Below are 23,310 nucleotides of genomic sequence, written 5' to 3' on the forward strand. Positions count from 1 at the left end.
ATGACGGCTTTCGCCGAGCTCGCGGCCCCTGCGGCGTGGCACACGGTCGACCTTCTCTCCGACCTCCACCTGCAGGCCTCGGACGCGGCCACCTTCGACGCCTGGCGCGGCTATCTGCAAACCACGCCGGCCGATGCGATCTTCATCCTCGGCGACTTGTTCGAGGTCTGGGTCGGCGACGATGCGGCGGCCGAACCCGGCTTCGAAGCGCAATGCGCCGAATTGCTGCGCACGGCGGCCGAGCGCCGGCCGGTTTTCTTCATGCACGGCAACCGCGACTTCCTGATCGGTGCTGCGTTCGCGACGCAATGCAAGCTGACGCTCCTCGACGATCCGACCGTGCTGGTCCTGCATGACAAGCGCTGGCTGCTGAGCCACGGCGACCTACTCTGCCTGGAAGACACCGAGTACTTGCAATTCCGCGCCCAGGTGCGAACGCCGGCCTGGCAGAGCGCGTTTCTCGCGCGCCCGCTGGCCGAGCGCCGCGCGCTGGCCCGGTCGATGCGCACGCAGAGCGAAGACCGCAAGCGCAGCCCGGAAATGGTCTGGGCCGACGTCGATGCCGATGCTGCGCGCGCATGGCTCGCGCAGGCGGACGCAGCGACGCTGGTCCATGGCCACACGCACAAGCCTGCGACGCATGCGCTCGGCGGCGGACTCGAGCGCATCGTGCTGAGCGACTGGGACCTGACAGCCCATCCGGCGCGCGCCCAATTGCTCTGTCTTACGAGCGCCGGCGCGCAACGCGTCGATCTGCGCTGATGTTCGGCTGGCTGCGCGGCCTGCGCGCGCCGCCCTCGATTCCCGAGCCGGCATGGCAGGCCACGCTGGCGCGCTATCCCTTTCTCGCCGAGCGGCCAGCGGCCGACCTGGAGCGCCTGCGCCGCCTCGCGGCGGAATTCCTGCGCGACAAGGAATTCCATGGAGCGCACGGCTTCGTGATCACCGATGAGGTCGCGCTCGCGGTGGCAGCGCAGGCGGTGCTACCGGTGCTGCACCTGAGGGGCGGCTTGCGCTGGTACGAGGATTTCGTCGGCATCGTGGTGCATCCCTCCGAAGCCGTGGCGCGCCGCAAGACGACCGACGAGACGGGCGTGGTGCACGAATACGACGAGGTGCTGGCCGGCGAGGCCATGGACCGAGGCCCGGTGATGCTGAGCTGGCAGGACGTGCTCGCGAGCAGCATCACGCGCGACGCGGGCTACAACGTCGTGATCCACGAGTTCGCCCACAAGATCGACATGCACGGCGGTGCTGCCGACGGCTGCCCGCCGCTGCCGGCCGGCTTCGCCGGGACCTCGTCGGCGCGCGATGCACGCGCCGCCTGGTTCGCGGTGCTGCAGCCGGCCTACGACGCCTTCCGCGAGAAAATCATCGTGGCCGAGCGCTTCGGCGGCGAGCCGCCGTGGCTCGATGCCTATGCCGCGGAATCGCCCGGCGAGTTCTTTGCCGTGGCCTGCGAGGCCTACTTCGTGAACCGCGCGAAACTGGCCGCAGAGTTCTCCGAACTGGCGGCCCTGTTCGACGAGTTCTTCGGCAAGCGCTAGACGCCGCTCTGCCCCTTATTTGCGCAGCAGGGCCTTGAGCGCGTTCTGCAGCCGGCGCGCCGATGCCGCATCGTGCGCAGCGGCCAGCACCTTGCCGGCATCCTGCCCCCAGGTCTGGGCTGGCGCCGGATCGCCGCGCTTGGTCAGCAGCTTCAGCTGCAGCGCACGGCGTGCATCGAGCTGCTCGGCCGGCGTCGGCACTTCGGCCGCCATCTCGAGACGCAGCAAGGCTTCGGCCGCATCGTCGGCCGCGGCCGTCGGGCCTGCGGCCAGGGCCTGCGACCACTGGCCGCGCACCGCCGGCGTAACGGCGCGGCCCAGTTCCTGGACGCTGGGCAGCTTCGACGCGTCGCGCTGCTCCCAGGCGCCGAGCACCTGCGTGAGCGCTTCGCCATGCGCCTGCGCCGCGAGCTTGCGCAGCGCCAGATCGGCACGTTCGAGCGCTTCTCGCTGCGCTCGGAAGGCAGCGTCGCCGAGGCGCGGACCACGGTCCTCGAAGCGCGGCGGACGGTCGCCGAAGCGGCCTGCGCCGGCCGGCGCACCGCGATCGCCGGCACGGGGCGCGCGGTCATTGGGACGGCCGCCCGGGGCGCCGCGGCTGTCGCGGCGATCGCCGAACTTGCCGCTGCGTCCGGCCGGCGCGGCTTCGGCCTTCTTGTTCCCGGGACGGTCGTCGCCGCGCACGGCGATCACCGGCTTCGGTGCCGGCTTGGGCGGCGCAGCGGGTGCCGGGCTGGCTTCGGCCTCCGCGGCATCGGTGCGGGCCGAGGGGTCCGCGCTGTCGGCCGGCGCCACCAGATCGGGCGCCGATGCCGCGATTTCGGCCGGCACCTCGGGCGACGCCTCGGCATCGCCGGGCGCAGGGGCCTGTTCGGCGCTTTCGCCGAACTCGGCCGCGGCCTGGCCCGGCGCGGTCAGTTCGGTGGCACCGACCGGCGGACCATCGGCGGCCGCGGGCTGAGGCTTGGCAGCGGGTGGAGGTGCTTCGCCGCGCAGCGCGGCTTCGAGCTGCGCGACGGCGGCGCGGATCTTCTGCGCATCGCCGGTGCTGTTGGCCGCATCCAGCGCCTTCGAGGCGATGAGCACGTTGCGATCGTGCTCGCTCACGGCAGCCGCCGCCTTCTCGCGCTCGGCGCTCTTGCGATTGAAGGCCTCGTCGATCGGCGCGCGGAAGGCGTCCCACAGCTTCTGTTCCTGGCGGCGATCGAGCGGCACGGTCTGGGCCTCGGCCTGCCAGCGCTGCTGCAGCGCCTTGACCGCATCGATGCGCAGCATCGGCGAGGCGCCGAGTTCGGCGGCCTCGGCAATCATCGCCTGGCGTCGCTCGATGCTGGCCTTCTGCTGCGCTTCGAAGGGCGCGCGTGCGGCACCGAAGGCCTCGTTCCATTGCGGCTGCAATTCGGCGAACACTTTCTCGCCCACGTGGCCTGCATCGCGCCAGCGATCGGCGAACTGGTGCAGCGCGCGGTTGTGCGCCTTGAGATCGGACGCATCCGCGTGTTCGGCGGCCCAGGCTTTCACTTCCTCGATCAGCGCCAAGCGCTGGGCGCGATGCTCGGCCGCGTCCGCGCGCACCTTCTCGAGCCAAGCCTCGACCACCTTGTGGGCTTCGTTGCAGGCTTCGTCGAAGCGCTTCCAGAGCGCGTGATTGGGTACGCCGCCCTGATCGGCCTGCTTCCATTGCTCGCGCAGGGTGCGCAAGGTTTCCTGCATCTTGCGGCCGCCCAGGGCCTGGCCTTCGGGACGCTTGAGCAGGGCTTCGGCCTTGGCCACCAGTTCCTCGCGCACCTTGTCGGCGCTCCAGCGCTGCCAGCCTTCGAGCTCGCCGGCAGCGACCAGGGCCGCATGCACGCGGGCTTCGAGCGGCGGCTCGACCAGCTTGCCGTGCTCCTTGAGCACGGCGCGCAGCGCGGCAGCGGCGCCGGCGCTGGCCTTGCCGTGGCCTTCGGCAGTTTCCTTTTCGAGCTTGGCGAGCGCGGCTTCCACGGCCGCCTGGGCGGCGACCCGCTTCTCGGGATCGACCTTCGGCACGGGCGGCTTCGGCGCCGCGGGCGCAGCCGCCTCGGCCACGCCGCCGCGCGCCACGCGCAGCTCGTCGGCCCACACCGGCACGGGCGGCAGCGGCGCGGCCGCATCCTCGGCCGCGGCGATGGTCTGCGCCAGCGCCTGGTGGAACGCATCGGACACCACCAGCAACTGCGCCTTGGAAGACTCCAATTGCGGTGCGAATTTGGCGTCGAGACTGTTCCAGTTGCCGTCGGCCGTGATCTCCGCGGCCTGCTGCTGCCAGTGCGCGACGTCGGCGCGCAAGGCTTCCTCGGCGGCTTGCGCGTCGCGCCAGCTCTTGGTCGACAGCACTTCGAAGCGCTGCGCCAGCAGCACGGCGGCCTCGCGGTGAACCTGCGCGCGGTGCTGCAGGTCCTCGATGCCCTTCACGCGTTCGGCCAACCGGGCCTTGAAGCCGGCCAGCGGCTCGCGCGACAGGGGTGCACCCGCCTTGGCCGCGTCGCGCTGCCAGGCCAGCGCGTCGGCAATGTTGAGCTTGGGCTGGGCCAGCAGCGCCTCGGCCTTTTGCGCCCATTCGGCGGCAATGGCTTCCTGGCCCTTGGCGCGCTTGAGCTCGTCGAGCTTCTCGCGCAGCAGGCGCGCGGCGCCCTTGTCGCGGCCGCTCAATTCCTTGAACACCTCCTGCATCTGCTCAGGCGCCGGATTGCCCGCGAGCCAATCGCGGACACGCTGGGCACGCTCACCCGAGGTCGGTGCAGTGAAGGCGCCGCCGGTCATCGTGTCGAGGGACTGGAGGTCGTTGGGCTTGGTGGAAGTTGAAGTCACTGCGCGAATGTCGTTATCTGAAGAGGAAAAGCGAAGGCGCCGGCATTTGCCGGCGCACTCCGCCATTTTCACCGACTTGTGCCCTGCTTTCAGCGGGTCGCCAGATTCAGTTCGGCGCCTGGTTTCCAATCGTTGCCGGCCGCTCTCGTGCGCACCGCGCCGAGGAACAGGCGCTCGCTGGGCAGCTTCTGGGCCAGCAGGTAGTCGCGCACCACGGCGCCGCGCTCGACGGCGAGTTGCCGCATCGATTCCTCGTCGACCGGGATGCTGGCCATGAGCAGGTCTTCCATCTCCTTGGCCGGGAGATCCTTCGCCAGCCCGATCATGTTGCGCGGCTTGGTGATCTCGGAGCGCTTGTACACCGCGGCGAGCAGCTCCGGATACTCGGCATCGGTCACGGGCGTCACATCGGCCGCATTCTGGTTGCCGCTGCGTACCGCGGCGCGGCGCTTTTCGGTCTGGGTGAGCGCACGCAGGCGTTGGCGCTGGTAGGCCTCGCGCTCCCGCTCGAGGCTGGCGGTGCCGACCACGGTCATCTGCAGGCCGGGCCGGTCCGTGAGCGCCTTCGCCACCTTGTCCAGGCTTTCCTTGGCGGCCGGCGAAAGATCCGAACTGCCGGGCGCGAAGACGATGGTGCTCGATTCGCCGCCGCCGCCGCCGAGGCCGCCGGTCAGCAGGCTGAAGGGCGAGGTGGCAGCCTTGACGATCAGGTTGACGATCGCCTTGAAGATCAGCGGGCCCAGGCTGAACTGCGGATCGTTGAGCGAGCCGCTGACCGGGAAGTCGATGTCGATCACGCCATTGCGGTCGGCCAGCAGAGCGACCGCGAGCCGCACCGGCAGGCTGTTCGGCGCGCCCTGCACTTCCTCGCCGAACTGCAGCTGGTTGAGCACCAGCTTGTTGGTGGCGGTGAGCTGGCCGTCGGGCGTGATCTTGTAGGTGACGTTCATACTGAGCTTGCCGCGCTCGATGCCGTGCCCGGCGTAGCGCACCGAATACGGCGACAGCGGCGGCAGGTCGAGCTCACGCATCTTCGCCGTGATGTCGAGCTCCAGCGGCTTGGCCAGCGGATTGAGCTTGCCGGTGATCTCGAGCTGCGCGGTTTGCTGCGCCTTGCCGCGCAATTCGAGATCGGCCAGCGCCGGCCTGTCGCCTTGCGGCTTCGAAGAGAAGGCGCTGAGCTTGCCGGTCAGTTCGCTGAGGTCTGCGGAGTAATTGGGCTTGACGAACAGGTCGGTGAAATCGATGCGGCCGTTGACCATGCTCATCGGACCGAAATTGATGACCGGCGCGGGGCCGCCGTTGTCAGGCGCCGGCGCTTTGGCGACAGCGGCCGGGGCCGGTGCGGCGGCCTCGGCGCCGCCGCCGACCATGGCTTCCGCTGAGACCGGGGCGCCGCCCGAACGCGCAGCGGGCTTGGCGGTTGCCGTGGTGGTCGTGCCGCCCAGGCTGCGGCGCGTGGTGGGTTCGCCGGCCGGCGCCGCGGCGGCAGTCGCCTGCTCGGGCTTCCTGGTGAGGTCCTGCAGATTGAGACGGCCGGTCGGGTCGACGATCACGCGGGCGAAAAAGTCGGTCAACGTGGTTTCGCGCACATCCACGGCCAGCGGCGCGCGGGGCACCATGTCGACCTGCAGGCCGCGCAGGCTCAGGGTCTTCCACCTCAGGATCTGATTGCTCCGGGTCGCCGTGCCGGGCGACTGGGTCAGCGTGGTGCTGTTGGCGCGGAAATCGTCGAGCGCCGTATCGCCGGCCAGTTTGAGGCTCATACCGGCGGGCGCCGTCGCGAACTTGACCGTGCCGCGGTAGTTGGCGAACGCGCGCCGGATGTCGATGTTCAGTGCATCGGCGTAGTAAGCCTTGAAGGCATGGGCCGGAATGGAAACCATCTCCAGCCGGCCCTCGGCCGCCACCGGCTTGAGCGCGACCGAGCCCTTGTAGTCGAAGCGCCCGGCTTCCGCGCGACCGGCGCGGATGCGACCCGAAAGCTGCAAGGGCGAGGCGGTGGCGGTGTTGGGCGCGATCTTCTGCGCGTTGAGTTTCAGCGCACTGACTTCGAAAGCCACCGGCGTGTCGCCGGCCTTGTCCGAATAAGAGAGCGCGCCGTTGTCGACCGCCACCGTGCCGATCGAAAGCTCCCACGGCTTGGTGTTGGCGCCCGGGGCAGCCGCGCTGGGCTTGGGTGGCGCGACCTTGGCGGCCGCGCCTTGGCCCTGGGTGCCGCCCGCCGGCGTTTTCAGCCAGCGCTCGAACATCCAGCGCTTCTCGTGGTCGCGCTCGACGATGACCTTGGGATTCGTGGCGGTGAACGAGGCGATCGCGAGCGTGTGCTTCGTCATGTCGACTTCGGCATCGACGAGCTCGAAGCGCCCGACGCTCGCCAGCGCGGTCTTGGCCTGGGTCAGCGCGAGTCCGTCGGCCGCGACGCGGCGTGCCTTGAACCTGAGATCGGGTTGGGCCCAGGCTACGTCGATCTGGCCGCTGAGCTTGCCGTCGAGCGTGGGCTCCAGGCTTTGCGCGAGATAGGGAGCCGCCAGCGACAGCGGCAAGCCCTCGACCTCGGTCTGGATCTTGGCCGCCTTGTCGGTCGCCTCGCCGCTGAACTTGAGGGGAGCGCCGCCGACGGAGGTGGAGCCGCTGAAAGGCGCCGGCTTGTCCATCGGCCAAGTCACGGCGCTGGCTTCGATGTTGAGTTGCTTCACGTCGATGGCGGCTACCGGCTGGGTGGTCTGGTCGCGCCATCCGATCTCGCCGCCGGAAAGCGCCAGCTTGTCGACCCGCACGCGCCAGCCCGGCTGCTCGGCCGGCTTCGGCACAGGCTCGCCGTTCGCATTTGGGGCCGTGGCGGGCACTACTTTTTCGGTCGCGCCGGTCGCCCGGCCGGTGGCCACCAGGTTGAGCTGCCCGGCCGCATCGCGGGCCACGACCAGCTGCGGCGCAGCCAGCGCGACCTCGCCCAGATGCACCACGCGCTCCAGCGGCCGGACGTCGGCCAGTGAGACCTTGAGCGAATCGAAGCCGAGCAGATCGCGTCCCTTCGAATCCGCCAGCTTGATGCTGTGCGCCGCGACCGTGCCGGTGAGCTTGAGTCCCGCGGTCGCGGCGCGTTCGAAGTCGATCTTGAGGTCCGCGTCGAGCTTGCCGGCTCGCAGGGCCACCGGCAGGCCGCCGGGGATGTAGCCCAGGTAGGGCGCCAGGTCCAGATCCTTGAAATGCACCTGCGCGTCGGTCTTGCGGCTTTCCGCGAAGGGGGTGGTGAAAGCGGCCGAATCGAATGCGCTGCCGTTCAGGACGAAGGCCAGCTTGGGCTCGGTCTTGATTTCGCGCTGCGAAGGCAGGTTGCTGAGAAATGGCACCTTGAGCACGAAATCGCGCAGCTCATGCTTGCGCTTGACGGTCTGGTCGTCGAAATCGACCGCCCCGCCGGTGATGGCGATGTTGTAGATCGCGAAGCGCGGCGGCTCGCTCTTGGGCGCGTCGGGTGCGCCGGTGAGCTTGGCCAGGATGTCGTCGATGTCGTACTTGCCGTCCGCCAGGTGCGTCAGCAGGACGGCTGGCGCGTCGATAGCGACGGCGTCGATCACCGGCGCCAGGCGCAGGATCGACTGCAGCTCGGCATCGGCATAGATGCGTGCCACCGCCACCTGCGGCCGGCTGCCGTCGGCCGTGGCGATCGCCAAGTCTTTCAGGGTCAGTTCGAGCGTCCAGGGCTTGAAGTCGATCTTGCCGACCGTGACCTGGCGGCCCAGCTTTTCGCTCGCGATCTTCTGAATCTGACTCTTGGCGATCGGAGGCACCGCCAGCCAGGCGAGCAGCCAGAGACCGAGCAGCACCAGCAACGCCAGCACTCCCCGTCGCACCCACTTATTTTGTTTCAGCGAAGCTGCGTTCATCATCGGGGGCGAGTGTGCCGCAAAAGTGCGAGTGCCTTCCCAGAAAGAAGAAAGCCCGGCGGCTCGACGCGAAGTCTGGCCTCCGGGCTCGATGGCGGGCGCAACGCCCATGCCATCTTTTCGCTCGACCGGAAGTTCATTCGTTCCGACCGTGCTGGCAGCAAAAGATTGCCACCATTGGGCCTCGGCCGCTGAACCGTCCGATTGCTCTTCGGGTTGCTGGACCTTGGTTTAACGCCTGATAGCTCAGGCCTCCTCAGGGTAGGCGCGCGCTTCGAGGATTGCAAATGAGCTTTTCAATGAAGCGGCAGCCGGCGATTCGGGCCTTTCTTTCAACCGTCACTAGCATAAAAACTCTAATCATTATTCTTGACCGGGTATTTAGCGCCTCCTAGAATCCGGCCAGCCCGCGCAGCCACCTGGCAGCCGGGACTCTCCCAGTATCCGCTGCTGAATTCTTTCGGCTTAATCAGGTGGCCGCGCCCTTCTCCCCTTCCATGCGCGGAACCTGATTCGTACCAATCAAGCGCCGCTGCCTACGACCATCGCCTTTCCGGCGCTGCGACCCAGGTGCCGCATAGAAAGGAAGAGCGATGAAACAGGCGTTTGAAGCCACGGCCCGCGGGCTGCGGACCTTCGTGTCCGATGTGGCCGACGGTTTTTTCGAGATCACTCATAACGGCTTTGCCTTGGTCGGCCTGGCCATCGTGTTCGCTGCGCTGGCGCTGGCCGCGCGTCCGGATCTGCGCCAGTCGGGCGAGGAACAGCTCATGGGCTGGCTCCAGTCGCGCAAGCCGCCGCCGGAGGCAACCGATCTCGAGCCCACGGCCATCGACCGCACAACGGCCGCGAGCCCGCACGAGCTGCCCAAGCCGCAGGCCGCGGTCGCCTACTGGCTGAGCAAGAAGTACCGTGTGGCCGCCGAGCCGCTAAGCGTGCTGGTGGCGGAAGCCTTCGAACTCGGCAAGCGCACCAAGCTCGATCCGACCCTGATCCTGGCGATCATGGCGGTCGAATCCAGCTTCAATCCATTTGCCCAGAGCCATGTCGGCGCCCAGGGCCTGATGCAGGTGATGACCCGCGTGCACGGCGAGAAGTACCAAAGCGCGGGCGGCACCCTGACCGCCTTCGATCCGGTGACCAACATGCGCGTCGGCGTCAAGGTGCTGCAGGAATGCATCGCGCGCGCGGGTTCGCTCGAGGGTGGCCTCAAGTTCTACGTAGGCGCCGCCAATCTGCCCGACGATGGCGGGTATGCAAGCAAGGTGCTGGCCGAACATGCGCGCCTGCAGCAGGTGGTCGCCGGACGCACGCCCCCCACCACCACGCCGACGCCGCCCGGCATGCGGGCGCAGCCGCTGCCTGTGGTGGCACCCGCCAAGCCGGCGGAAGCGAACACGCAGAGCGTGGCGTTGCTGTCCGATCTATAGGCCCTTTCGAAGACGGCGGCCACCGCCGTCAGCTACACTCGGCCGGCACGCGACTGGCGATAGGCGCAACCCTTTTCAGGTGCATTGCGCTGACGTGGAACACCACTGGGAAGCGTGCCGCCCGCGGTCTTGAGCAGGCGTTCAGCCGTTCGCCTGGGCAGCCCTTGTTTTGGTTGAAGAACAAGGACCATCGTCTTAAAGGACTGCCATGTACAACCGCAATATCCTGGTCGAACAGACCGATCCCGAAATCTGGGCCGCCATCCAGGCCGAGCACGCCCGGCAGGAACAGCACATCGAGCTGATCGCGAGCGAGAACTATGCGTCGCCGGCCGTGATGGCCGCGCAAGGCACGCAGCTCACCAACAAGTACGCCGAAGGCTATCCCGGCAAGCGCTACTACGGCGGCTGCGAGCATGTCGACGTGGCCGAGCAGCTGGCGATCGACCGCGTCAAGCAGCTGTTCGGCGCCGACGCGGCCAACGTGCAGGCGCATTGCGGCGCCTCCGCCAACGAGGCCGTCATGCTGGCCTTCCTGAAGCCGGGCGACACCATCATGGGCATGAGCCTGGCCGAAGGCGGGCACCTGACCCACGGCATGCCGCTCAACATGAGCGGCAAGTGGTTCAACGTGGTGAGCTACGGCCTCAACGACAAGGAAGAAATCGACTACGACGCGATGGAGCGCAAGGCGCACGAACACGCGCCGAAGCTGATCATCGCGGGCGCCTCGGCCTATTCACTGCGCATCGACTTCGAGCGCTTCGCCAAGGTTGCCAAGGACGTCGGCGCGATTTTCATGGTCGACATCGCCCACTACGCGGGCCTGGTCGCCGCGGGCGTCTACCCCAATCCGGTGCCGCATGCGGACGTCGTGACGTCTACCACCCACAAGAGCCTGCGCGGACCGCGCGGCGGCATCATCCTGATGAAGTCGCAGCATGAGAAGGCCATCAACAGCGCGATCTTCCCCGGCCTGCAGGGCGGGCCGCTGATGCACGTGATCGCTGCCAAGGCGGTGGCTTTCAAGGAGGCGCTCTCGCCAGAATTCAAGACCTATCAGCAGCAGGTGGTCAAGAACGCGCAGATCGTGGCCGAAACGCTCACCGAACGCGGCCTGCGCATCGTGAGCGGCCGCACCGAGAGCCACGTGATGCTGGTCGACCTGCGCGCCAAGGGCATCACCGGCAAGGAAGCCGAGGCCGTGCTGGGCAGCGCCCACATGACGATCAACAAGAACGCGATCCCGAACGACCCCGAGAAGCCGATGGTCACGAGCGGCGTGCGCATCGGCACCCCGGCGCTGACCACGCGCGGCTTCAAGGACGAGGAGGCGCGTGCCACCGCGAACCTGATCGCCGACGTGCTGGACAACCCGCGCGACGCCGCGACCATCGAGGCGGTGCGCGCCAAGGTGAACGCGTTGACGAGCCGGTTCCCGGTCTACCGTTAGGAACATGACCCCCACGCTCGGCACTGCGTGTCCTCGCTGCCCCCCGAGGGGGCTGCGCTCGCCTTGGGGCGGCCCGGCGCCGAGCGCGAGGGCGGCCGCATGAAATGCCCCTTTTGCGGTCACCTCGAAACGCAGGTCGTCGAGACCCGCGTGTCGGAAGACGGCGACTTCGTGCGGCGCCGCCGGCAGTGCGGCGACTGCGAAAAGCGCTTCACCACCTACGAGCGCCCGGACGTCAACTTCCCGGTCGTGGTCAAGAAGGACGGCAGCCGGGCCGACTTCGAGCCCAAGAAGGTCCGCGCCTCGATGATGCTGGCCCTGCGCAAACGGCCGGTGAGCATCGAGCAGATCGACCATGCGCTGTTGCGCATCGAGCAGAAGCTGCTGTCCAGCGGGCTGCGGGAGATCGAATCCACGAAAGTGGGAGAACTGGTGATGCGGGAGCTCAAGCGCATGGACAAGGTGGCGTACGTGCGCTTCGCTTCCGTCTATCGGAGCTTCGAGGACGTGGACGAGTTTCGGCAACTGCTGCGGGATATCTGATCAGCGCCAGCAGTCCTCGATCGCGACGCCGGCCTTGGCGTCCTTGATGTTTCTGCGCCCGACGTTGTCCAGTTGCAGCGTGCCGCAGCGATCGCCCTTCATCGAACCGGTGGGCGTGGCCTGGAGATTGAATGAGCTCGGCGTCAGGGAGTTCGTCACGAAATCGATCGCATAAGTCTGGGCGCCCTGCGGGGGCACGATTTTCAACTCGCTGGGCAGCGTCATGTCGGTGCCCGTGCCGACCGCCCTTTTGAAACTGTCGTTCTGCGAATAGAAGCGCTGCATGTACTGCGCCGCTTCCAACAGCTGGGCCCGCGCCTCCGCGCGCCTGGACTTGCGGACCGACTCGACGTAGCTGGGATAGGCGATTGAAGCGAGGATCGCGACGATCGCGACCACGATCATCACCTCGATGAGAGTGAAGCCTCGAAGGTGGCGCATGGATTGTTCAGGGACTCGCATGGCGGCGCTCATCAGTACGCGGGAGGCGTTGCAATCTGCCGCCATTGCCGGCCGATGGGGGTTTTGCCCAGCTGGACCAGCTCGCTGGTACCAGCGCCTTCGACGCGAACCTGCGAAGAAGACCCGGCATCGGGCACGCCGACTATTGCCTTGTCGCCGATGGATCCATGGCTCGTGATGACCGCCGCGGCGTTGTCCGCCGCAGTGATGTACCCGTCGCCGCTGGTATCGAAGGTCGGCCCGTCGCGCCCGGGCGCACCGGTGAACGGGTCCAGTACGAAGAGATAGCCGCGCGGTTCGGTGGCGGTACAGCCGGTGGCAGTGCCGCCGGGCACCATGGTGTCGAAGATCACGCGGCCGGAGTGCAGCTGCGGTTCGTAGATCAGGCGCTGCCCCAAGGCGATGTTCATGCGAATCCTCCAGCCCCGCTTCTTCGCGTCGTCGCCCGCTCCATAGTCCACGCCGTTGTTGCTGAGGCCGAAGTAGTTGCCGGACGCGTCGCCGATGGTCAGCCTCTCGATGGTCTGCGTCACGAGCAGATCGTTGTCGGTGACGCGATCATCGGACTTGGCGGAGCTTGCTCCGACTTTCACCTTGTCCCAGACCCCGTACAAGGTCCGCTCCGACTGATTGTCGGAGTCTTCCCTTTCGAACAGCTTGCCCGATCCGGCCAGGACCATGAGGCCCCCGAGCGGGTGGCGCGTGACATTGGGCGCCGCGGTGATGGGCTCCGGCTCGCCTTTGCTGTTCGCGGCCTGGAAGAGCGGATTTCCGCCGAAGGCCACGCCCCATTCCGAAGCCGTGGGCGACGACAGGTCGAACTTCCACAGGTTCCCGTAGAGGTCGCCGGCAAAAGCGGCCACGATGCGCTTGGCGCCATCGCGCACCAGCTTAACGCCGCCAAGGCCGTTGGGCTTGTCTGTCGTTCCCTCACCGGTGTCGAGCACGGCCACGCGTGAGCCGGTTCGTGCGTCGATCATGTACAGATTTCTTCGCCGTCGACAGTGGTCGTAGGGCTGTTGATCGTGCCGTAGCCCACGCGGAACCCCGATGGCACATCGGCAAATGCTTCGGACGTACCGCCTATGGCGACCTTGAGGCGATTGCGCGCATAGGTGAACCAGTTCGAAAAGTTCTGTATTTCTTCTTTGTAGGTGCAGGTGTCGCCGGTGCAATCCTGACGATTCGCGCTCTTCGGATAGCTGTTGTTGGAAGACGAGATCAGGACCTGCGTGTAGTCGGCCAGGTTCCTGCCCGTTGCCCCGGGCGCGAGCTGGTAGTACTGGGCAGGCCAGAAGGTCTCCGCGCTGGCGCTCAGCTGACCAACCGTGCAGGCGGCAGTCAAGTCCTCGCACCAGAACGCGGTGACGGTCTGCGTCGCAACCAGATTGACCTTTGTCGCAGGATTCTGCGGATCGAGCGGAGCCTCGGTCTCGGAATACTCGGGAAACCGCAAGCCATCTGCCTTGAGCCAGGGTCGGTAGCGGATCTCCGGGTTGTAGTAAAGAGAATTGGTCCCGGCCGACCGTATTCGACGCGCAAACAACGAGCTGCTCTTGTAAGTCGCCACCGAGCGGCAGCAATCCCAATAGCCCCCCGCCGGATACCACGCCACGGCTCCTGCGACGACCCCGGGCACGGAGCAGATCGAGTCGGGCAAGCACTCGAATTCCATCGATCCTGAGTCGTCGAGCGTGAACATCAGATTCGGAAAAACCGAGGAGTTCGATCGCGTCAAGGGCACCTGCGACAAGCCTGCCCACACATTGCCCGCCACCAGAACACCCGCCGCAATCACGGCCGATAGTCGAATCCAGGTTTTCATCTTCGTTCCTCCTGTTCCTTCTCTTGCTAGCGCCTGCGCGTCACCGTGGACTGCAGCCACACCTCGCCACCCGCGTCGGGGGGGCTTGTCGATGTTGTTTGGTGGTAGTCGGCACTGAAGCCGATCGCGGTGATGAGGAAGGCATCGACCTCGGCGCCCTCGTCGCTGTCCAATCGCATCCGCTCGACCATGCAGCGCGGCAGCGCAGTCGACGGCAGCTTTCTTGCCGCGCTGTCTTTGGAGTTGACCATGGTGGTATCGATCGCGATCGCCTTGCGCACCCCGGGTTCCCAATTGGTCCGGTTGCTCCACAGCATCGGCGCGCTACCGTCCATCGGATAGGGAGCCGGCTGCAACTCGTCGACGCCGCTCACGACCTTGGAATTCCTCAGCACTTGGTCTTCGCAGAAGCGCAGCGCCGTTTCCGCCGCCTGGAACGCCACGGTGTGCGTCCTCAAGGCCTTGGACACCTGCTCGCCGGAGGTCGCTCGGCGGATAGCCACGGTGGCGACGAGCGAGATCAGGACCAGCAGTACCAGCGCCAGGATCAGCACGATCCCGCGCTCGCGAGCCATGGTTGCGATACGCGAGCTCATGGCGCGCCTCCCGCGAACCCGCCGCGGTTGCGCAGCGCGATGGTGCTGACGTAGGCGCGGCGGATCAGCCCGTCGCCGGAAAGTGCTGGCTGCCCATCGCAGTCGACATACTTGCCAGCACCCGCCGGATCGGGCTCGGCGCTGCGCATGAGCAGGCACAGCCGGACCGTCACGACGCGGGACCAGCGCTGATCGACGGTCCCGCCCAGAGCATCGACGTCGGCCGCCTTGTCGACGTACTGCACGACGTCGGGGCTCTGGCCGTCCGCAGCCAGGCCGTAGCGCAGCGTCATGTCCTCCACGTACTGCGTGATGGGCTGCGAGGCAAACGACGGTTTGCCGTTGCCGCCGCATGACAATTCCGGCGTGCCGTTCGACTTGCTGACGCCGACAATGAAGCGGGACTCGACGAGCGGATACGACGGGTAAGAGTCACTCATGGCGCTTGCCGAGTACCGGGTTGCAGCGACGGCTTGGTCCAGGCAGTCGGTATTGGGCAGCAAGGCGCGCGCGCCGTCGCTACCGGCCTCGTCGGCACCTTCGAAGCGAAGCGCGAACGCGGCGGCACCGGTCGCCGCGTCGCTGCACGCGAGATCCTCGAACGCGGCGACGGTCGGATTCGCGAAGCCGTGGTCGCAGGCGCGGATGGCGGCACCGATGAAATTCCTGTCGGGCACGGAGACCAGCACCTTGTCGACCATCACGGCGCCGGCTGCCACGCTGCGGCGGGGAATGCTGAAGCCGGCCATGCGAAGCTGCGTCCCGACGAAGTCGAGCGCAATCGCCGCGTCCTCGTTCATCCGCGAGATCGCCGTGGCTTGTCGGCTGCTGGCGCCAGTGGAGAGATAGACGACGATCAGCGCGCCCAGCACCACGAGGCCGATCGTGATGGCGACGAGCAGTTCGAGCAGGGTGCGGCCCTGCGCGCGCGCAGAAGGCGAGCGACTTTCGATCTTCTTCATATGCTGATGCGGTAGTACATGCAACGCGGCCTGGGCGCGCCATCCTTGATGCCGGCCACCGCGCTAGCCGGGCAATCACGCGTCTCTCCAACGCGTCGGCCGACGTTGCCGAATTCGTCATCGGGGTCGATCCAGAGCAGCCAGACATCGGTTGCCAGGGGATTGATGGCATCGCGCTGGACATACGCATCGCCGCCCGGCAGGCGCTGTTGCAGTTCACCGATCCACTGCGCCATGTTGATGGCAGCAATTTCATCGACTGTGCAAGCGGTCTTGATCTTGCACGGAGGTGCCGTGACCGCCGCAGTCGAGTACGCCGCGGCCCTGGCGTAGGCGCCCTTCTGGAAGGCCTGGACATTGCCGCGCATCCGCTCGCCCAGGTCCGCCGCCAGTGCCATGCCGATGGACTGGTATTGCGCCATCTTCACGTACTGCTGCGCAGCCGCTGCCAGGCCCCCCAGGGCCAGCAAGCCGAAAGACATGACCAGGATCGCCACCAGCACCTCGAGCAGGGAGGCGCCGGCCTGGTGGCACGAACGTCTCGTCATGATGAACAGCTCTCGGTGCCGGAGATGAGCCGGACTCGCCCAACGAAGCCGACGCAGACGCCGCGCTGCAGTGACTCGTTGTTCGACGGCGACTTGAAGATGAAGGTCGAAGCGCCGTTCTTCAGCGTGCCCGTGGGCCTGAACCGGAGGCTTGCGTAGGTGCCCTGGCGGATTCCCCCGCTCTTGTTCAAGGCGCCTTGTACGCGCAGCAGGCTATCGCCGTGGATGGACTCGAAAGTGCCGTCGCCGTCGAGGTCGACGAAGGCCATCCAGCCGGCCTCCCAAGCCGGGTCCGCGCTGCAGGCCGGCGTAGCGCTCGTCGCCGCGTTGATACTGCGGCACAGGGTCACCGGAAGCCCACGCCTGATCGCTTCGGCGCGCGCGTGGCTGATGGCGCTGACGAAGCTGTCGACGCTGTCCGCGACGCTGTTGCGCTCGATCAGGTTGCGCATCGAAGGCGCCGCCATCGACATGAGAATGGCTGCAATGGCGATCGTCACCAACGTCTCGATCAACGTGAAGCCGCCTTGCCCCAAGCTGCGCCCGAATTTTTCTGGCGTTCGCAAGCAAAATAGTCGCTTCATACCTGTGCAATCCACGCCGACAGGCCGGCGCGAACGCTTCTCCCTTGCTCAAATCAATTCGGCGCGAAGTCTAATTTCCCAAAGCAATGCATGAATAAATCTTTCGACAAACGGATTGAATTGAAGGATCAACGGAAATTCTCGCTAAATCTGAACCAAATCTAAATCCGAAGAATTGTGAATTGGCAGCCCATGAATAGAGATATCCAGGCCATGGCCCAGGCACTCGATCTCGCCCGGCAGGCGAGCGTCGAAACGGAGCCGAATCCCCGTGTCGGCTGCGTCCTGCTCGACGGAGAAGGCACGGTGATCGGTCGAGGCTCGACGCAAATGGCGGGCGGCCCGCATGCCGAAATCATGGCTTTGCGCGACGCCGCCGCACGCAATTGCTCGGTCAAAGGCGCCACCGCTTATGTGACGCTCGAGCCCTGCTCGCACCATGGCCGCACCGGCCCCTGCTGCGATGCATTGATTGCGGCCGGCGTCCGAAAAGTCGTGGCATCCATCGCCGACCCCAATCCCATGGTGTCAGGGCAGGGCTTCGAGCGCCTGCGCGCCGCCGGCGTCGAATTGGAAGTGGGCGCCGGCGCAGACGAATCGCGCGAACTCAATATCGGCTTCTTCAGCCGCATGGTCCGCAAGACACCCTGGGTCCGGCTCAAGGTCGCCGCCTCGCTCGACGGCAGAACGGCGTTGACCAACGGCATCAGCCAATGGATCACCTCCGAAGCCGCCCGCGCCGACGGCCACGCCTGGCGCGCGCGTGCCAGTGCCGTGCTGACCGGCGTCGGCACCGTGCTCGAAGACGACCCGCGGCTCGATGTGCGGCTGGTCCAAACGCCGCGGCAGCCGCATCTGGTGGTGGTGGACAGCCATTTGCAGACGCCGCCGGAGGCAAAGATATTCGGCGCGGCCCGGCCTGTCTGGATCTATGCCGCCAATCGGAACGAGGCCCGGCAGGCTGCGCTCGAAGCACGCGGCGCCACGGTCAGCTACCTTGCAAACCCACAAGGCAAGGTCGACTTGGCAGCCATGCTGCGCGATCTCGCCGCGCGCGAGGTCAACGAGTTGCACGTAGAGGCCGGCCACAAGCTCAACGGCTCCTTGATTCGTGAAGGCTTGGTCGACGAACTGCTGGTCTATGTGGCTCCCAAATTCATCGGTGACGGGCTCGGCATGGCCAGCCAGCCGCATGCCGCGGGCGCGCTGACCGCGCTCGGCGATGCCTTGGAGCTCGAGTTCAAGTCCTTCGAGCAGATCGGGCCGGACCTGCGAATCGTTGCGCGGGTCGCCGGCCGCGACCGGTTTTAGGATTTGCCCCCGGGGCGTCTTCGCATCTCTGCGAAAATGCCGCGATGTTCACCGGAATCATTACCGGCGTGGGGCGCATCGCCGCCGTCCACGACCTCGGCAGCTCTTCATCCCACGGCAAGCGGCTCAGCATCGCGGTGCCCGACGGCTATCTGGCCGACGTGAGTCTCGGTGACAGCATCGCGCTCAACGGCGCCTGCATGACCGTCACCTCCCTCGACCCGGCGAATCAGCTCTTCACCATCGACATTTCGGCCGAATCGCTGGACAAGACGGCCGGCCTCGCCGAAGAAGCGGGCCGCGTCAATCTCGAGAAGGCATTGCGCGCCAACGACCGGCTCGGCGGCCACATCGTGTCGGGCCACGTGGACGGCATCGGCACGGTCAGCCATTTCGCGCCGGTGGGCGAAAGCTGGGAATTGCGCGTGCTGGCGCCGCCTGCACTGGCGCGCTTCCTCGCCTACAAGGGCTCGATCACCGTCAACGGCGTGAGCCTCACGGTCAACAGCGTGAGCGATGGCGCCGATGGCAGCGAGATCAGCATCAACCTGATTCCACACACGGTCGAGAACACCGCGCTCGGCAGCCTGAAGCAAGGCAGCCGGGTCAACCTCGAGATCGACACCGTCGCCCGCTACGTGGAGCGCATGCTTCAGGCCGGCGCCCTGCCCCTCCCTCAGAAAGACCCAGTCTCATGAATGCCTCCGTCACGCCGATCACCGCCTCGCGCAGCGGCCGGGCGCCCGCGCCGATCTCCTCGGTCGAAGAGATCGTGGCCGAGCTCGCCGCCGGCCGCATGGTGATCCTGGTCGACGAGGAAGACCGCGAGAACGAAGGCGACATCGTGCTCGCAGCCGATCACGTGACGCCTGAGGCCATCAACTTCATGGCACGCCATGCGCGCGGCCTGATCTGCCTCACGCTCTCGCGCGAGATGTGCGAGCGGCTGCAGCTGCCGCCGATGGTGGCGCGCAACGGCGCCAAGCATTCGACCGCCTTCACCGTCTCCATCGAGGCGGCCGAGGGGGTGACCACAGGCATCTCCGCCGCCGACCGTGCACGCACCGTGCAGGCCGCCGTCGCGCCGAATGCCGTCGCGGCCGACCTGGTGCAGCCCGGCCACATCTTTCCGCTTCAGGCCGTCGACGGCGGCGTGCTGATGCGCGCCGGCCATACCGAGGCCGGCTGCGACCTCGCCGCCATGGCCGGCTGCTCGCCAGCGTCGGTGATCTGCGAGGTGATGAACGAGGACGGCACCATGGCGCGGCTGCCCGACCTGCAGCTCTTCGCCGCCGAGCACGGCATCAAGATCGGCACCATCGCCGCGCTGATCGAGCACCGCAGCCGAACCGAGTCGCTGGTCGAAAGGGTAGGCTGCCGCGAGATCCACACCGCCTGTGGTTGGTTCACCGCCCATGCCTTCCGCGACAAGCCGAGCCACGGCGTGCACCTGGCGCTGGTGCGCGGCAAGTGGAACGCGGGCGAGACGGTGGACGTGCGGGTGCACGAGCCGCTGTCGGTACTCGATGCGTTGGAAGTCAACCGCTCGCTGCACTCGTGGAGCCTCGATGCCAGCCTGGCCCACATCGCGGCCGAAGGCAAGGGCGTGGCCGTGCTGCTCAACTGCGGCGAGACCGGTGCCGAGCTGCTGTCGCAGTTCGACGGCACCGCGCGGCCTGCGCAGGCGCCGGAGCGCGGACGCATGGACCTGCGCAGCTACGGCATCGGCGCGCAGATCCTGCGCGAATGCGGCGTGCACAAGATGAACCTGCTGGGCACGCCGCGCCGCATGCCCAGCATGGCGGCAGGCTACGGCCTCGAGATCGCGGGCTACATCACGAAGGAAGAGCAATGAAGAAGAACACGCACGCAAGGCAGGAAGCCTGATGCAGCACGCGAACAAGGGCAGCGATGTCGCGCTCGACGGCAAGGGCCTGCGCATCGGCATCGTGCAGGCACGCTTCAACGGAGACATCACCGATGCCCTGGCCGAGGCGTGCCTCGGCGAGCTCAAGACGCTCGGCGTCGCCGAGGCCGACATCGACCATGTCAGCGTGCCGGGCGCGCTCGAAGTGCCGGTCGCGCTGCAGGCGCTGGCCGAGCGCAGCCGCTACCAGGCGTTGATCGCGCTGGGCTGCATCATCCGCGGCGAGACCTACCACTTCGAGCTGGTGGCCAACGAATCGGGCGCGAGCGTGAGCCGGCTCGCGCTCGACTACCGCATCCCGATCGCCAATGCGATCCTCACCACCGAAAACCTCGAACAGGCCATCGCGCGGCAGACCGACAAGGGCCGCGACGCGGCGCGCGTCGCAGTCGAGATGGCGCAGCTGCTCACCCATCTTTCATGACTGACGACACCAAAGAATCCAGCGGCAAGCCGCGCCAGTCCCGCGCGGGTCTCACCAGCACTGGCGCGCGCAAGGCCTCCGCCAAGTCGACCCGCAGCCGGGCGCGCGAGTTCGCGCTGCAGGCGCTCTATCAGCACCTGGTGGGACACAACGACGCCGCCTCGATCGACCAGTTCACGCGCGACCTGGCCGGCTTCCACAAGGCCGACGCGGCGCACTACGACGCGCTGCTGCACGGCTCGATCGCCGCCGCAGACCAGCTCGATGCGCTGATCGTGCCGCTGCTCGACCGCAAGCTCGAAGAGATCTCGCCGGTCGAGCATGCCGCGATGTGGATCGGCGTGTACGAATTCCAGAACTGCCTCGATGTGCCGTGGCGCGTGGTGCTGAACGAATGCATCGAGCTTGCCAAGGAATTCGGCGGCACCGATGGCCACAAGTACGTCAACGCGGTGCTCAACGGCCTGGCGCCGCAGCTGCGCCCAGCGGAAGTCGAGGCCGATCGCGCGAGCGGCAAGGCCAGGCCATGAGAATTTCCCGCCGCGCCGAGCGCATCGAGCCCTTCTACGTGATGGAGGTCGCCAAGGCCGCGTCGACGCTGGCACGCGAAGTCGCGCACACCGACCGGCCGATGATCTTCCTCAACATCGGCGAACCCGACTTCACCGCGCCGCCGCTGGTGCAGGAGGCGGCCGCGCGCGCGGTGCGCGCGGGCGCGACGCGGTACACGCATGCCGTCGGCCTCGACCACCTGCGCGAACGCATCAGCGGCTGGTACCGCGAGCGCTTCGGCGTCGATGTGCCGGCGCGCCGCATCGTGGTCACGGCCGGCGCCTCGGCCGCGCTGCAGCTGGCCTGCCTGGCGCTGATCGAGGCCGGCGACGAGATGCTGCTGCCCGACCCCAGCTATCCCTGCAACCGCCACTTCGTGAGCGCAACCGACGGCCGCGCCGTGCTGGTGCCGACCACGGCCGCCGAGCGCTTCCAGTTGAGCGCCGCCAAGGTCGAGGCCGCCTGGAGCGAACGTACGCGCGGCGTGCTCTTGGCCTCGCCCTCCAACCCGACCGGCACCTCGATCGCGCCCGGTGAACTGCGCCGCATCCACGAAGTGGTGTCGAAGCGCGGCGGCATCACGCTGATCGACGAGATCTATCTCGGCCTCTCCTACGGCGCCGCGCTGGGCCGCCCCGAGGAACCCGGCGCCCCCTCGGGGGGCAGCGAGGACACGTCAGTGCCGAGCGTGGGGGGCGAAAAAGACACTTTCGGGCAGACAGCGCTCGCGATCGACGACCAGGTCATCAGCATCAATAGCTTCAGCAAGTACTTCAGCATGACCGGCTGGCGCCTGGGTTGGCTGGTGGTGCCGGAGGCGCTGGTCCCGGTGGTCGAGCGGCTGGCGCAGAACCTCTTCATCTGCCCGAGCACCGTCTCGCAGTACGCGGCGCTCGCCTGCTTCGAGCCCGAAAGCATCGCCGAGTACGAACGCCGCCGCGCCGAATTCAAGGCCCGGCGCGACTGGTTCATTCCGCAGCTGGACGCGCTGGGCCTCCAGGTGCCGGTGGTGCCGGACGGCGCCTTCTATGCCTGGGCCGATTGCTCCGCCTTCGGCGAGAAGCTGGGCATCGCGAACAGCTGGGATTTCGCCTTCGAGGCGATGAAGAAGGCGCATCTCGCGATCACCCCGGGCCGAGACTTCGGCTCGGCCGAGACCGCCCGCTTCGTTCGCTTCTCGACCGCCAGCTCGATGGCGCACCTCGAAGAATCGGTGGAGCGCCTGCGCGCCTGGGCCACCGTCGCTGCATGAGCTTTGCATTTCCGATCCGCGTCTACTGGGAAGACACCGATGCCGGCGGCATCGTCTTCTACGCCAACTACCTGAAGTACATGGAGCGGGCGCGCACCGAATGGCTGCGCTCGCTCGGCATCGCGCAAGGCCGGCTGCGCGAGGAGACCGGCGGCATCTTCGTGGTCAGCGAAACGCAGCTCAAATACCATCGGCCCGCGCGGCTCGACGACGAACTGCTGGTTACAGCCGAGCTGCGTCAGATGGGTTCCGCGTCCCTGATAATCGCCCAGCGCGTGCTATCAAAATCAGAGCACGGTCCGGCAACCGGCCCGGCGCCCGATACTGCGGTCCTTTGCGAAGGCACGATCCGCATCGGCTGGGTCGACGCGGCCACGCTGCGGCCGGCGCGCATCCCCCCTCAAGTTACGGGAACCCTCGGGCGCCATGCGGGCTCCATGTCTCAACCTCAGAAGCCATGAATCAAGAACTGTCGATCCTTTCCCTCCTGCTCCATGCCAGCCTGCCGGTGCAATTTGTTGTGGTCCTGCTGCTCGTGGTGTCGGTCGCCAGCTGGGCGGCCATCTTCCGCAAGTTCTTCTCGCTCAAGCGCACGCGCGCGCTCAACGACGACTTCGAGCGCGAATTCTGGTCCGGCACCAGCCTGAACGAACTGTTCTCCTCGGCCGCGCAGAACGCCAAGTTCGCGGGCCCGATGGAGCGCATCTTCGCCTCCGGCATGCGCGAGTACCAGAAGCTGCGCGAGCGCCACGTGTCGGATGCCGGCACGCTGCTCGACGGCGCCCGCCGCGCGATGCGCGCGAGCTTCCAGCGCGAGCTCGATGCGGTCGAACAGAACCTGTCCTTCCTCGCCACCGTCGGTTCGGTCTCGCCCTACGTCGGCCTGTTCGGCACCGTGTGGGGGATCATGCATGCCTTCACCGGCCTCGCGGCGCTGGCGCAGGTGACGCTCTCGACCGTCGCGCCCGGCATCGCCGAAGCGCTGGTCGCAACCGCCATCGGCCTCTTCGCGGCCATTCCGGCGGTGGTGGCGTATAACCGCTTCGCCCGCGAGATCGACAAGATCGCGATCGCGCTCGAGACCTTCATCGAAGAGTTCTCGAACATCCTGCAGCGTAACCTGACGGCCCACGTCAACCCGGCATCGGTGACGCCGGCGACCGGCCGCTGAA

23 protein-coding genes and 1 riboswitch are annotated in these 23,310 nt (G+C 67.1%); of the genes, 14 read left to right on the forward strand and 9 right to left on the reverse strand.

Annotated elements, in window-relative coordinates:
* Entirely contained in the window at nt 1-762 is a 762-nt protein-coding gene (locus EJI01_RS03095; RefSeq protein WP_126835619.1) for a UDP-2,3-diacylglucosamine diphosphatase, read from the forward strand.
* Complete coding sequence (locus EJI01_RS03100) at nt 762-1,547, forward strand: zinc-dependent peptidase (protein WP_126835620.1); 786 nt, start codon at nt 762-764, stop codon at nt 1,545-1,547. The genes EJI01_RS03095 and EJI01_RS03100 overlap by 1 nt, the downstream gene beginning before the upstream one ends.
* Before the next feature lie 15 nt (nt 1,548-1,562).
* On the opposite strand, the gene EJI01_RS03105 is transcribed toward EJI01_RS03100, so the two are convergent.
* Nucleotides 1,563-4,379, reverse strand: a complete 2,817-nt coding sequence (locus EJI01_RS03105; RefSeq protein ID WP_260602288.1) for a DUF349 domain-containing protein — start codon at nt 4,377-4,379, stop codon at nt 1,563-1,565.
* Nucleotides 4,380-4,468: 89 nt separating this feature from the next.
* Entirely contained in the window at nt 4,469-8,269 is a 3,801-nt protein-coding gene (locus tag EJI01_RS03110) for a DUF748 domain-containing protein (RefSeq protein WP_126835696.1), read from the reverse strand.
* A 593-nt stretch (nt 8,270-8,862) separates the two neighbouring features.
* Here EJI01_RS03110 and EJI01_RS03115 point away from each other — a divergent pair.
* From EJI01_RS03115 to nrdR, 3 genes are all read left to right on the forward strand, one after another.
* Nucleotides 8,863-9,699 carry a transglycosylase SLT domain-containing protein gene (locus tag EJI01_RS03115; RefSeq protein WP_126835622.1) on the forward strand — a complete coding sequence of 279 codons (837 nt, stop codon included), beginning with the start codon at nt 8,863-8,865 and terminating at the stop codon, nt 9,697-9,699.
* A gap of 39 nt (nt 9,700-9,738) precedes the next feature.
* Nucleotides 9,739-9,865: riboswitch (ZMP/ZTP riboswitch) on the forward strand.
* 42 nt (nt 9,866-9,907) lie between these two features.
* Nucleotides 9,908-11,152: a serine hydroxymethyltransferase gene (gene glyA / locus EJI01_RS03120; protein ID WP_126835623.1), complete on the forward strand. Its 1,245-nt coding sequence runs from the start codon at nt 9,908-9,910 to the stop codon at nt 11,150-11,152.
* A 99-nt stretch (nt 11,153-11,251) separates the two neighbouring features.
* Nucleotides 11,252-11,695 (forward strand): transcriptional regulator NrdR, encoded by a 444-nt coding sequence (nrdR, locus tag EJI01_RS03125; protein WP_126835697.1) that lies wholly within the window; start codon nt 11,252-11,254, stop codon nt 11,693-11,695.
* Here nrdR and EJI01_RS03130 read toward each other — a convergent pair whose 3' ends face one another.
* Genes EJI01_RS03130 through EJI01_RS03160 form a run of 7 tightly spaced genes read right to left on the reverse strand, consistent with a single transcriptional unit; the run spans nt 11,696 to nt 16,588 of the window.
* Nucleotides 11,696-12,169, reverse strand: coding sequence for a type IV pilin protein (locus tag EJI01_RS03130; protein WP_126835624.1), 474 nt, complete (start codon nt 12,167-12,169; stop codon nt 11,696-11,698). It lies immediately after the preceding gene.
* Nucleotides 12,169-13,137, reverse strand: coding sequence for a pilus assembly protein (locus tag EJI01_RS03135; protein ID WP_126835625.1), 969 nt, complete (start codon nt 13,135-13,137; stop codon nt 12,169-12,171). The genes EJI01_RS03130 and EJI01_RS03135 overlap by 1 nt, the downstream gene beginning before the upstream one ends.
* Nucleotides 13,134-13,982, reverse strand: a complete 849-nt coding sequence (locus EJI01_RS03140) for a hypothetical protein (protein WP_126835626.1) — start codon at nt 13,980-13,982, stop codon at nt 13,134-13,136. The genes EJI01_RS03135 and EJI01_RS03140 overlap by 4 nt, the downstream gene beginning before the upstream one ends.
* Nucleotides 13,983-14,008: 26 nt before the next feature.
* Complete coding sequence (locus tag EJI01_RS03145; protein WP_126835627.1) at nt 14,009-14,578, reverse strand: PilX N-terminal domain-containing pilus assembly protein; 570 nt, start codon at nt 14,576-14,578, stop codon at nt 14,009-14,011.
* Nucleotides 14,575-15,540 carry a PilW family protein gene (locus tag EJI01_RS03150; RefSeq protein WP_126835628.1) on the reverse strand — a complete coding sequence of 322 codons (966 nt, stop codon included), beginning with the start codon at nt 15,538-15,540 and terminating at the stop codon, nt 14,575-14,577. The genes EJI01_RS03145 and EJI01_RS03150 overlap by 4 nt, the downstream gene beginning before the upstream one ends.
* Entirely contained in the window at nt 15,537-16,088 is a 552-nt protein-coding gene (gene pilV, locus EJI01_RS03155) for a type IV pilus modification protein PilV (protein ID WP_126835629.1), read from the reverse strand. The genes EJI01_RS03150 and pilV overlap by 4 nt, the downstream gene beginning before the upstream one ends.
* A complete protein-coding gene (locus EJI01_RS03160) occupies nt 16,085-16,588 on the reverse strand; it encodes a GspH/FimT family pseudopilin (RefSeq protein WP_185878791.1) in 504 nt (167 codons plus the stop codon). Before EJI01_RS03160 ends, pilV begins: the two co-directional genes overlap by 4 nt.
* Here EJI01_RS03160 and EJI01_RS28620 point away from each other — a divergent pair.
* The 9 genes from EJI01_RS28620 to tolQ all read left to right on the forward strand — a co-directional run bounded on the left by EJI01_RS28620 (nt 16,575) and on the right by tolQ (nt 23,309).
* Nucleotides 16,575-16,766: a hypothetical protein gene (locus EJI01_RS28620; RefSeq protein ID WP_185878792.1), complete on the forward strand. Its 192-nt coding sequence runs from the start codon at nt 16,575-16,577 to the stop codon at nt 16,764-16,766. The two genes, EJI01_RS03160 and EJI01_RS28620, sit on opposite strands and share 14 nt — an antisense overlap.
* A gap of 98 nt (nt 16,767-16,864) precedes the next feature.
* The gene (ribD, locus tag EJI01_RS03165; protein WP_126835631.1) at nt 16,865-17,983 is read left to right on the forward strand and encodes a bifunctional diaminohydroxyphosphoribosylaminopyrimidine deaminase/5-amino-6-(5-phosphoribosylamino)uracil reductase RibD; all 1,119 of its coding nucleotides are present in this window, start codon (nt 16,865-16,867) and stop codon (nt 17,981-17,983) included.
* A gap of 44 nt (nt 17,984-18,027) precedes the next feature.
* Nucleotides 18,028-18,681, forward strand: coding sequence for a riboflavin synthase (locus tag EJI01_RS03170; RefSeq protein WP_126835632.1), 654 nt, complete (start codon nt 18,028-18,030; stop codon nt 18,679-18,681).
* Entirely contained in the window at nt 18,678-19,838 is a 1,161-nt protein-coding gene (gene ribBA / locus EJI01_RS03175) for a bifunctional 3,4-dihydroxy-2-butanone-4-phosphate synthase/GTP cyclohydrolase II (protein ID WP_126835633.1), read from the forward strand. Before EJI01_RS03170 ends, ribBA begins: the two co-directional genes overlap by 4 nt.
* A gap of 31 nt (nt 19,839-19,869) precedes the next feature.
* Entirely contained in the window at nt 19,870-20,334 is a 465-nt protein-coding gene (gene ribH / locus EJI01_RS03180; protein ID WP_126835634.1) for a 6,7-dimethyl-8-ribityllumazine synthase, read from the forward strand.
* Nucleotides 20,331-20,864 (forward strand): transcription antitermination factor NusB, encoded by a 534-nt coding sequence (gene nusB / locus EJI01_RS03185; protein ID WP_126835635.1) that lies wholly within the window; start codon nt 20,331-20,333, stop codon nt 20,862-20,864. The genes ribH and nusB overlap by 4 nt, the downstream gene beginning before the upstream one ends.
* The gene (locus EJI01_RS03190) at nt 20,861-22,138 is read left to right on the forward strand and encodes a pyridoxal phosphate-dependent aminotransferase (RefSeq protein ID WP_126835636.1); all 1,278 of its coding nucleotides are present in this window, start codon (nt 20,861-20,863) and stop codon (nt 22,136-22,138) included. Before nusB ends, EJI01_RS03190 begins: the two co-directional genes overlap by 4 nt.
* Nucleotides 22,135-22,599 carry a tol-pal system-associated acyl-CoA thioesterase gene (gene ybgC, locus EJI01_RS03195; protein ID WP_126835637.1) on the forward strand — a complete coding sequence of 155 codons (465 nt, stop codon included), beginning with the start codon at nt 22,135-22,137 and terminating at the stop codon, nt 22,597-22,599. Before EJI01_RS03190 ends, ybgC begins: the two co-directional genes overlap by 4 nt.
* Nucleotides 22,596-23,309 (forward strand): protein TolQ, encoded by a 714-nt coding sequence (gene tolQ / locus EJI01_RS03200; protein ID WP_126835638.1) that lies wholly within the window; start codon nt 22,596-22,598, stop codon nt 23,307-23,309. Before ybgC ends, tolQ begins: the two co-directional genes overlap by 4 nt.
* Nucleotide 23,310: the final 1 nt, after the last annotated feature.

Origin of the sequence: Variovorax sp. MHTC-1, from assembly GCF_003984645.1 — a bacterium.
Taxonomy (GTDB): Bacteria; Pseudomonadota; Gammaproteobacteria; order Burkholderiales; family Burkholderiaceae_C; genus Variovorax.

Excerpts from the sequence above, each read along its gene's own strand:
- ybgC (WP_126835637.1), top strand. The coding sequence starts at position 22,135 with ATGAGCTTTGCATTTCCGATCCGCGTCTACTGGGAAGACACCGATGCC.
- nrdR (WP_126835697.1), top strand. The coding sequence starts at position 11,252 with ATGAAATGCCCCTTTTGCGGTCACCTCGAAACGCAGGTCGTCGAGACC.
- ribH (WP_126835634.1), top strand. The coding sequence starts at position 19,870 with ATGCAGCACGCGAACAAGGGCAGCGATGTCGCGCTCGACGGCAAGGGC.
- EJI01_RS03145 (WP_126835627.1), bottom strand. The coding sequence starts at position 14,578 with ATGAGCTCGCGTATCGCAACCATGGCTCGCGAGCGCGGGATCGTGCTG.
- EJI01_RS03140 (WP_126835626.1), bottom strand. The coding sequence starts at position 13,982 with ATGAAAACCTGGATTCGACTATCGGCCGTGATTGCGGCGGGTGTTCTG.
- pilV (WP_126835629.1), bottom strand. The coding sequence starts at position 16,088 with ATGACGAGACGTTCGTGCCACCAGGCCGGCGCCTCCCTGCTCGAGGTG.
- EJI01_RS03110 (WP_126835696.1), bottom strand. The coding sequence starts at position 8,269 with ATGAACGCAGCTTCGCTGAAACAAAATAAGTGGGTGCGACGGGGAGTG.
- ribBA (WP_126835633.1), top strand. The coding sequence starts at position 18,678 with ATGAATGCCTCCGTCACGCCGATCACCGCCTCGCGCAGCGGCCGGGCG.
- EJI01_RS03150 (WP_126835628.1), bottom strand. The coding sequence starts at position 15,540 with ATGAAGAAGATCGAAAGTCGCTCGCCTTCTGCGCGCGCGCAGGGCCGC.
- EJI01_RS03135 (WP_126835625.1), bottom strand. The coding sequence starts at position 13,137 with ATGATCGACGCACGAACCGGCTCACGCGTGGCCGTGCTCGACACCGGT.
- EJI01_RS03100 (WP_126835620.1), top strand. The coding sequence starts at position 762 with ATGTTCGGCTGGCTGCGCGGCCTGCGCGCGCCGCCCTCGATTCCCGAG.
- nusB (WP_126835635.1), top strand. The coding sequence starts at position 20,331 with ATGACTGACGACACCAAAGAATCCAGCGGCAAGCCGCGCCAGTCCCGC.
- EJI01_RS28620 (WP_185878792.1), top strand. The coding sequence starts at position 16,575 with ATGGCGATCGTCACCAACGTCTCGATCAACGTGAAGCCGCCTTGCCCC.
- ribD (WP_126835631.1), top strand. The coding sequence starts at position 16,865 with ATGAATAGAGATATCCAGGCCATGGCCCAGGCACTCGATCTCGCCCGG.
- EJI01_RS03170 (WP_126835632.1), top strand. The coding sequence starts at position 18,028 with ATGTTCACCGGAATCATTACCGGCGTGGGGCGCATCGCCGCCGTCCAC.
- EJI01_RS03130 (WP_126835624.1), bottom strand. The coding sequence starts at position 12,169 with ATGAGCGCCGCCATGCGAGTCCCTGAACAATCCATGCGCCACCTTCGA.
- glyA (WP_126835623.1), top strand. The coding sequence starts at position 9,908 with ATGTACAACCGCAATATCCTGGTCGAACAGACCGATCCCGAAATCTGG.
- EJI01_RS03115 (WP_126835622.1), top strand. The coding sequence starts at position 8,863 with ATGAAACAGGCGTTTGAAGCCACGGCCCGCGGGCTGCGGACCTTCGTG.
- tolQ (WP_126835638.1), top strand. The coding sequence starts at position 22,596 with ATGAATCAAGAACTGTCGATCCTTTCCCTCCTGCTCCATGCCAGCCTG.
- EJI01_RS03190 (WP_126835636.1), top strand. The coding sequence starts at position 20,861 with ATGAGAATTTCCCGCCGCGCCGAGCGCATCGAGCCCTTCTACGTGATG.
- EJI01_RS03095 (WP_126835619.1), top strand. The coding sequence starts at position 1 with ATGACGGCTTTCGCCGAGCTCGCGGCCCCTGCGGCGTGGCACACGGTC.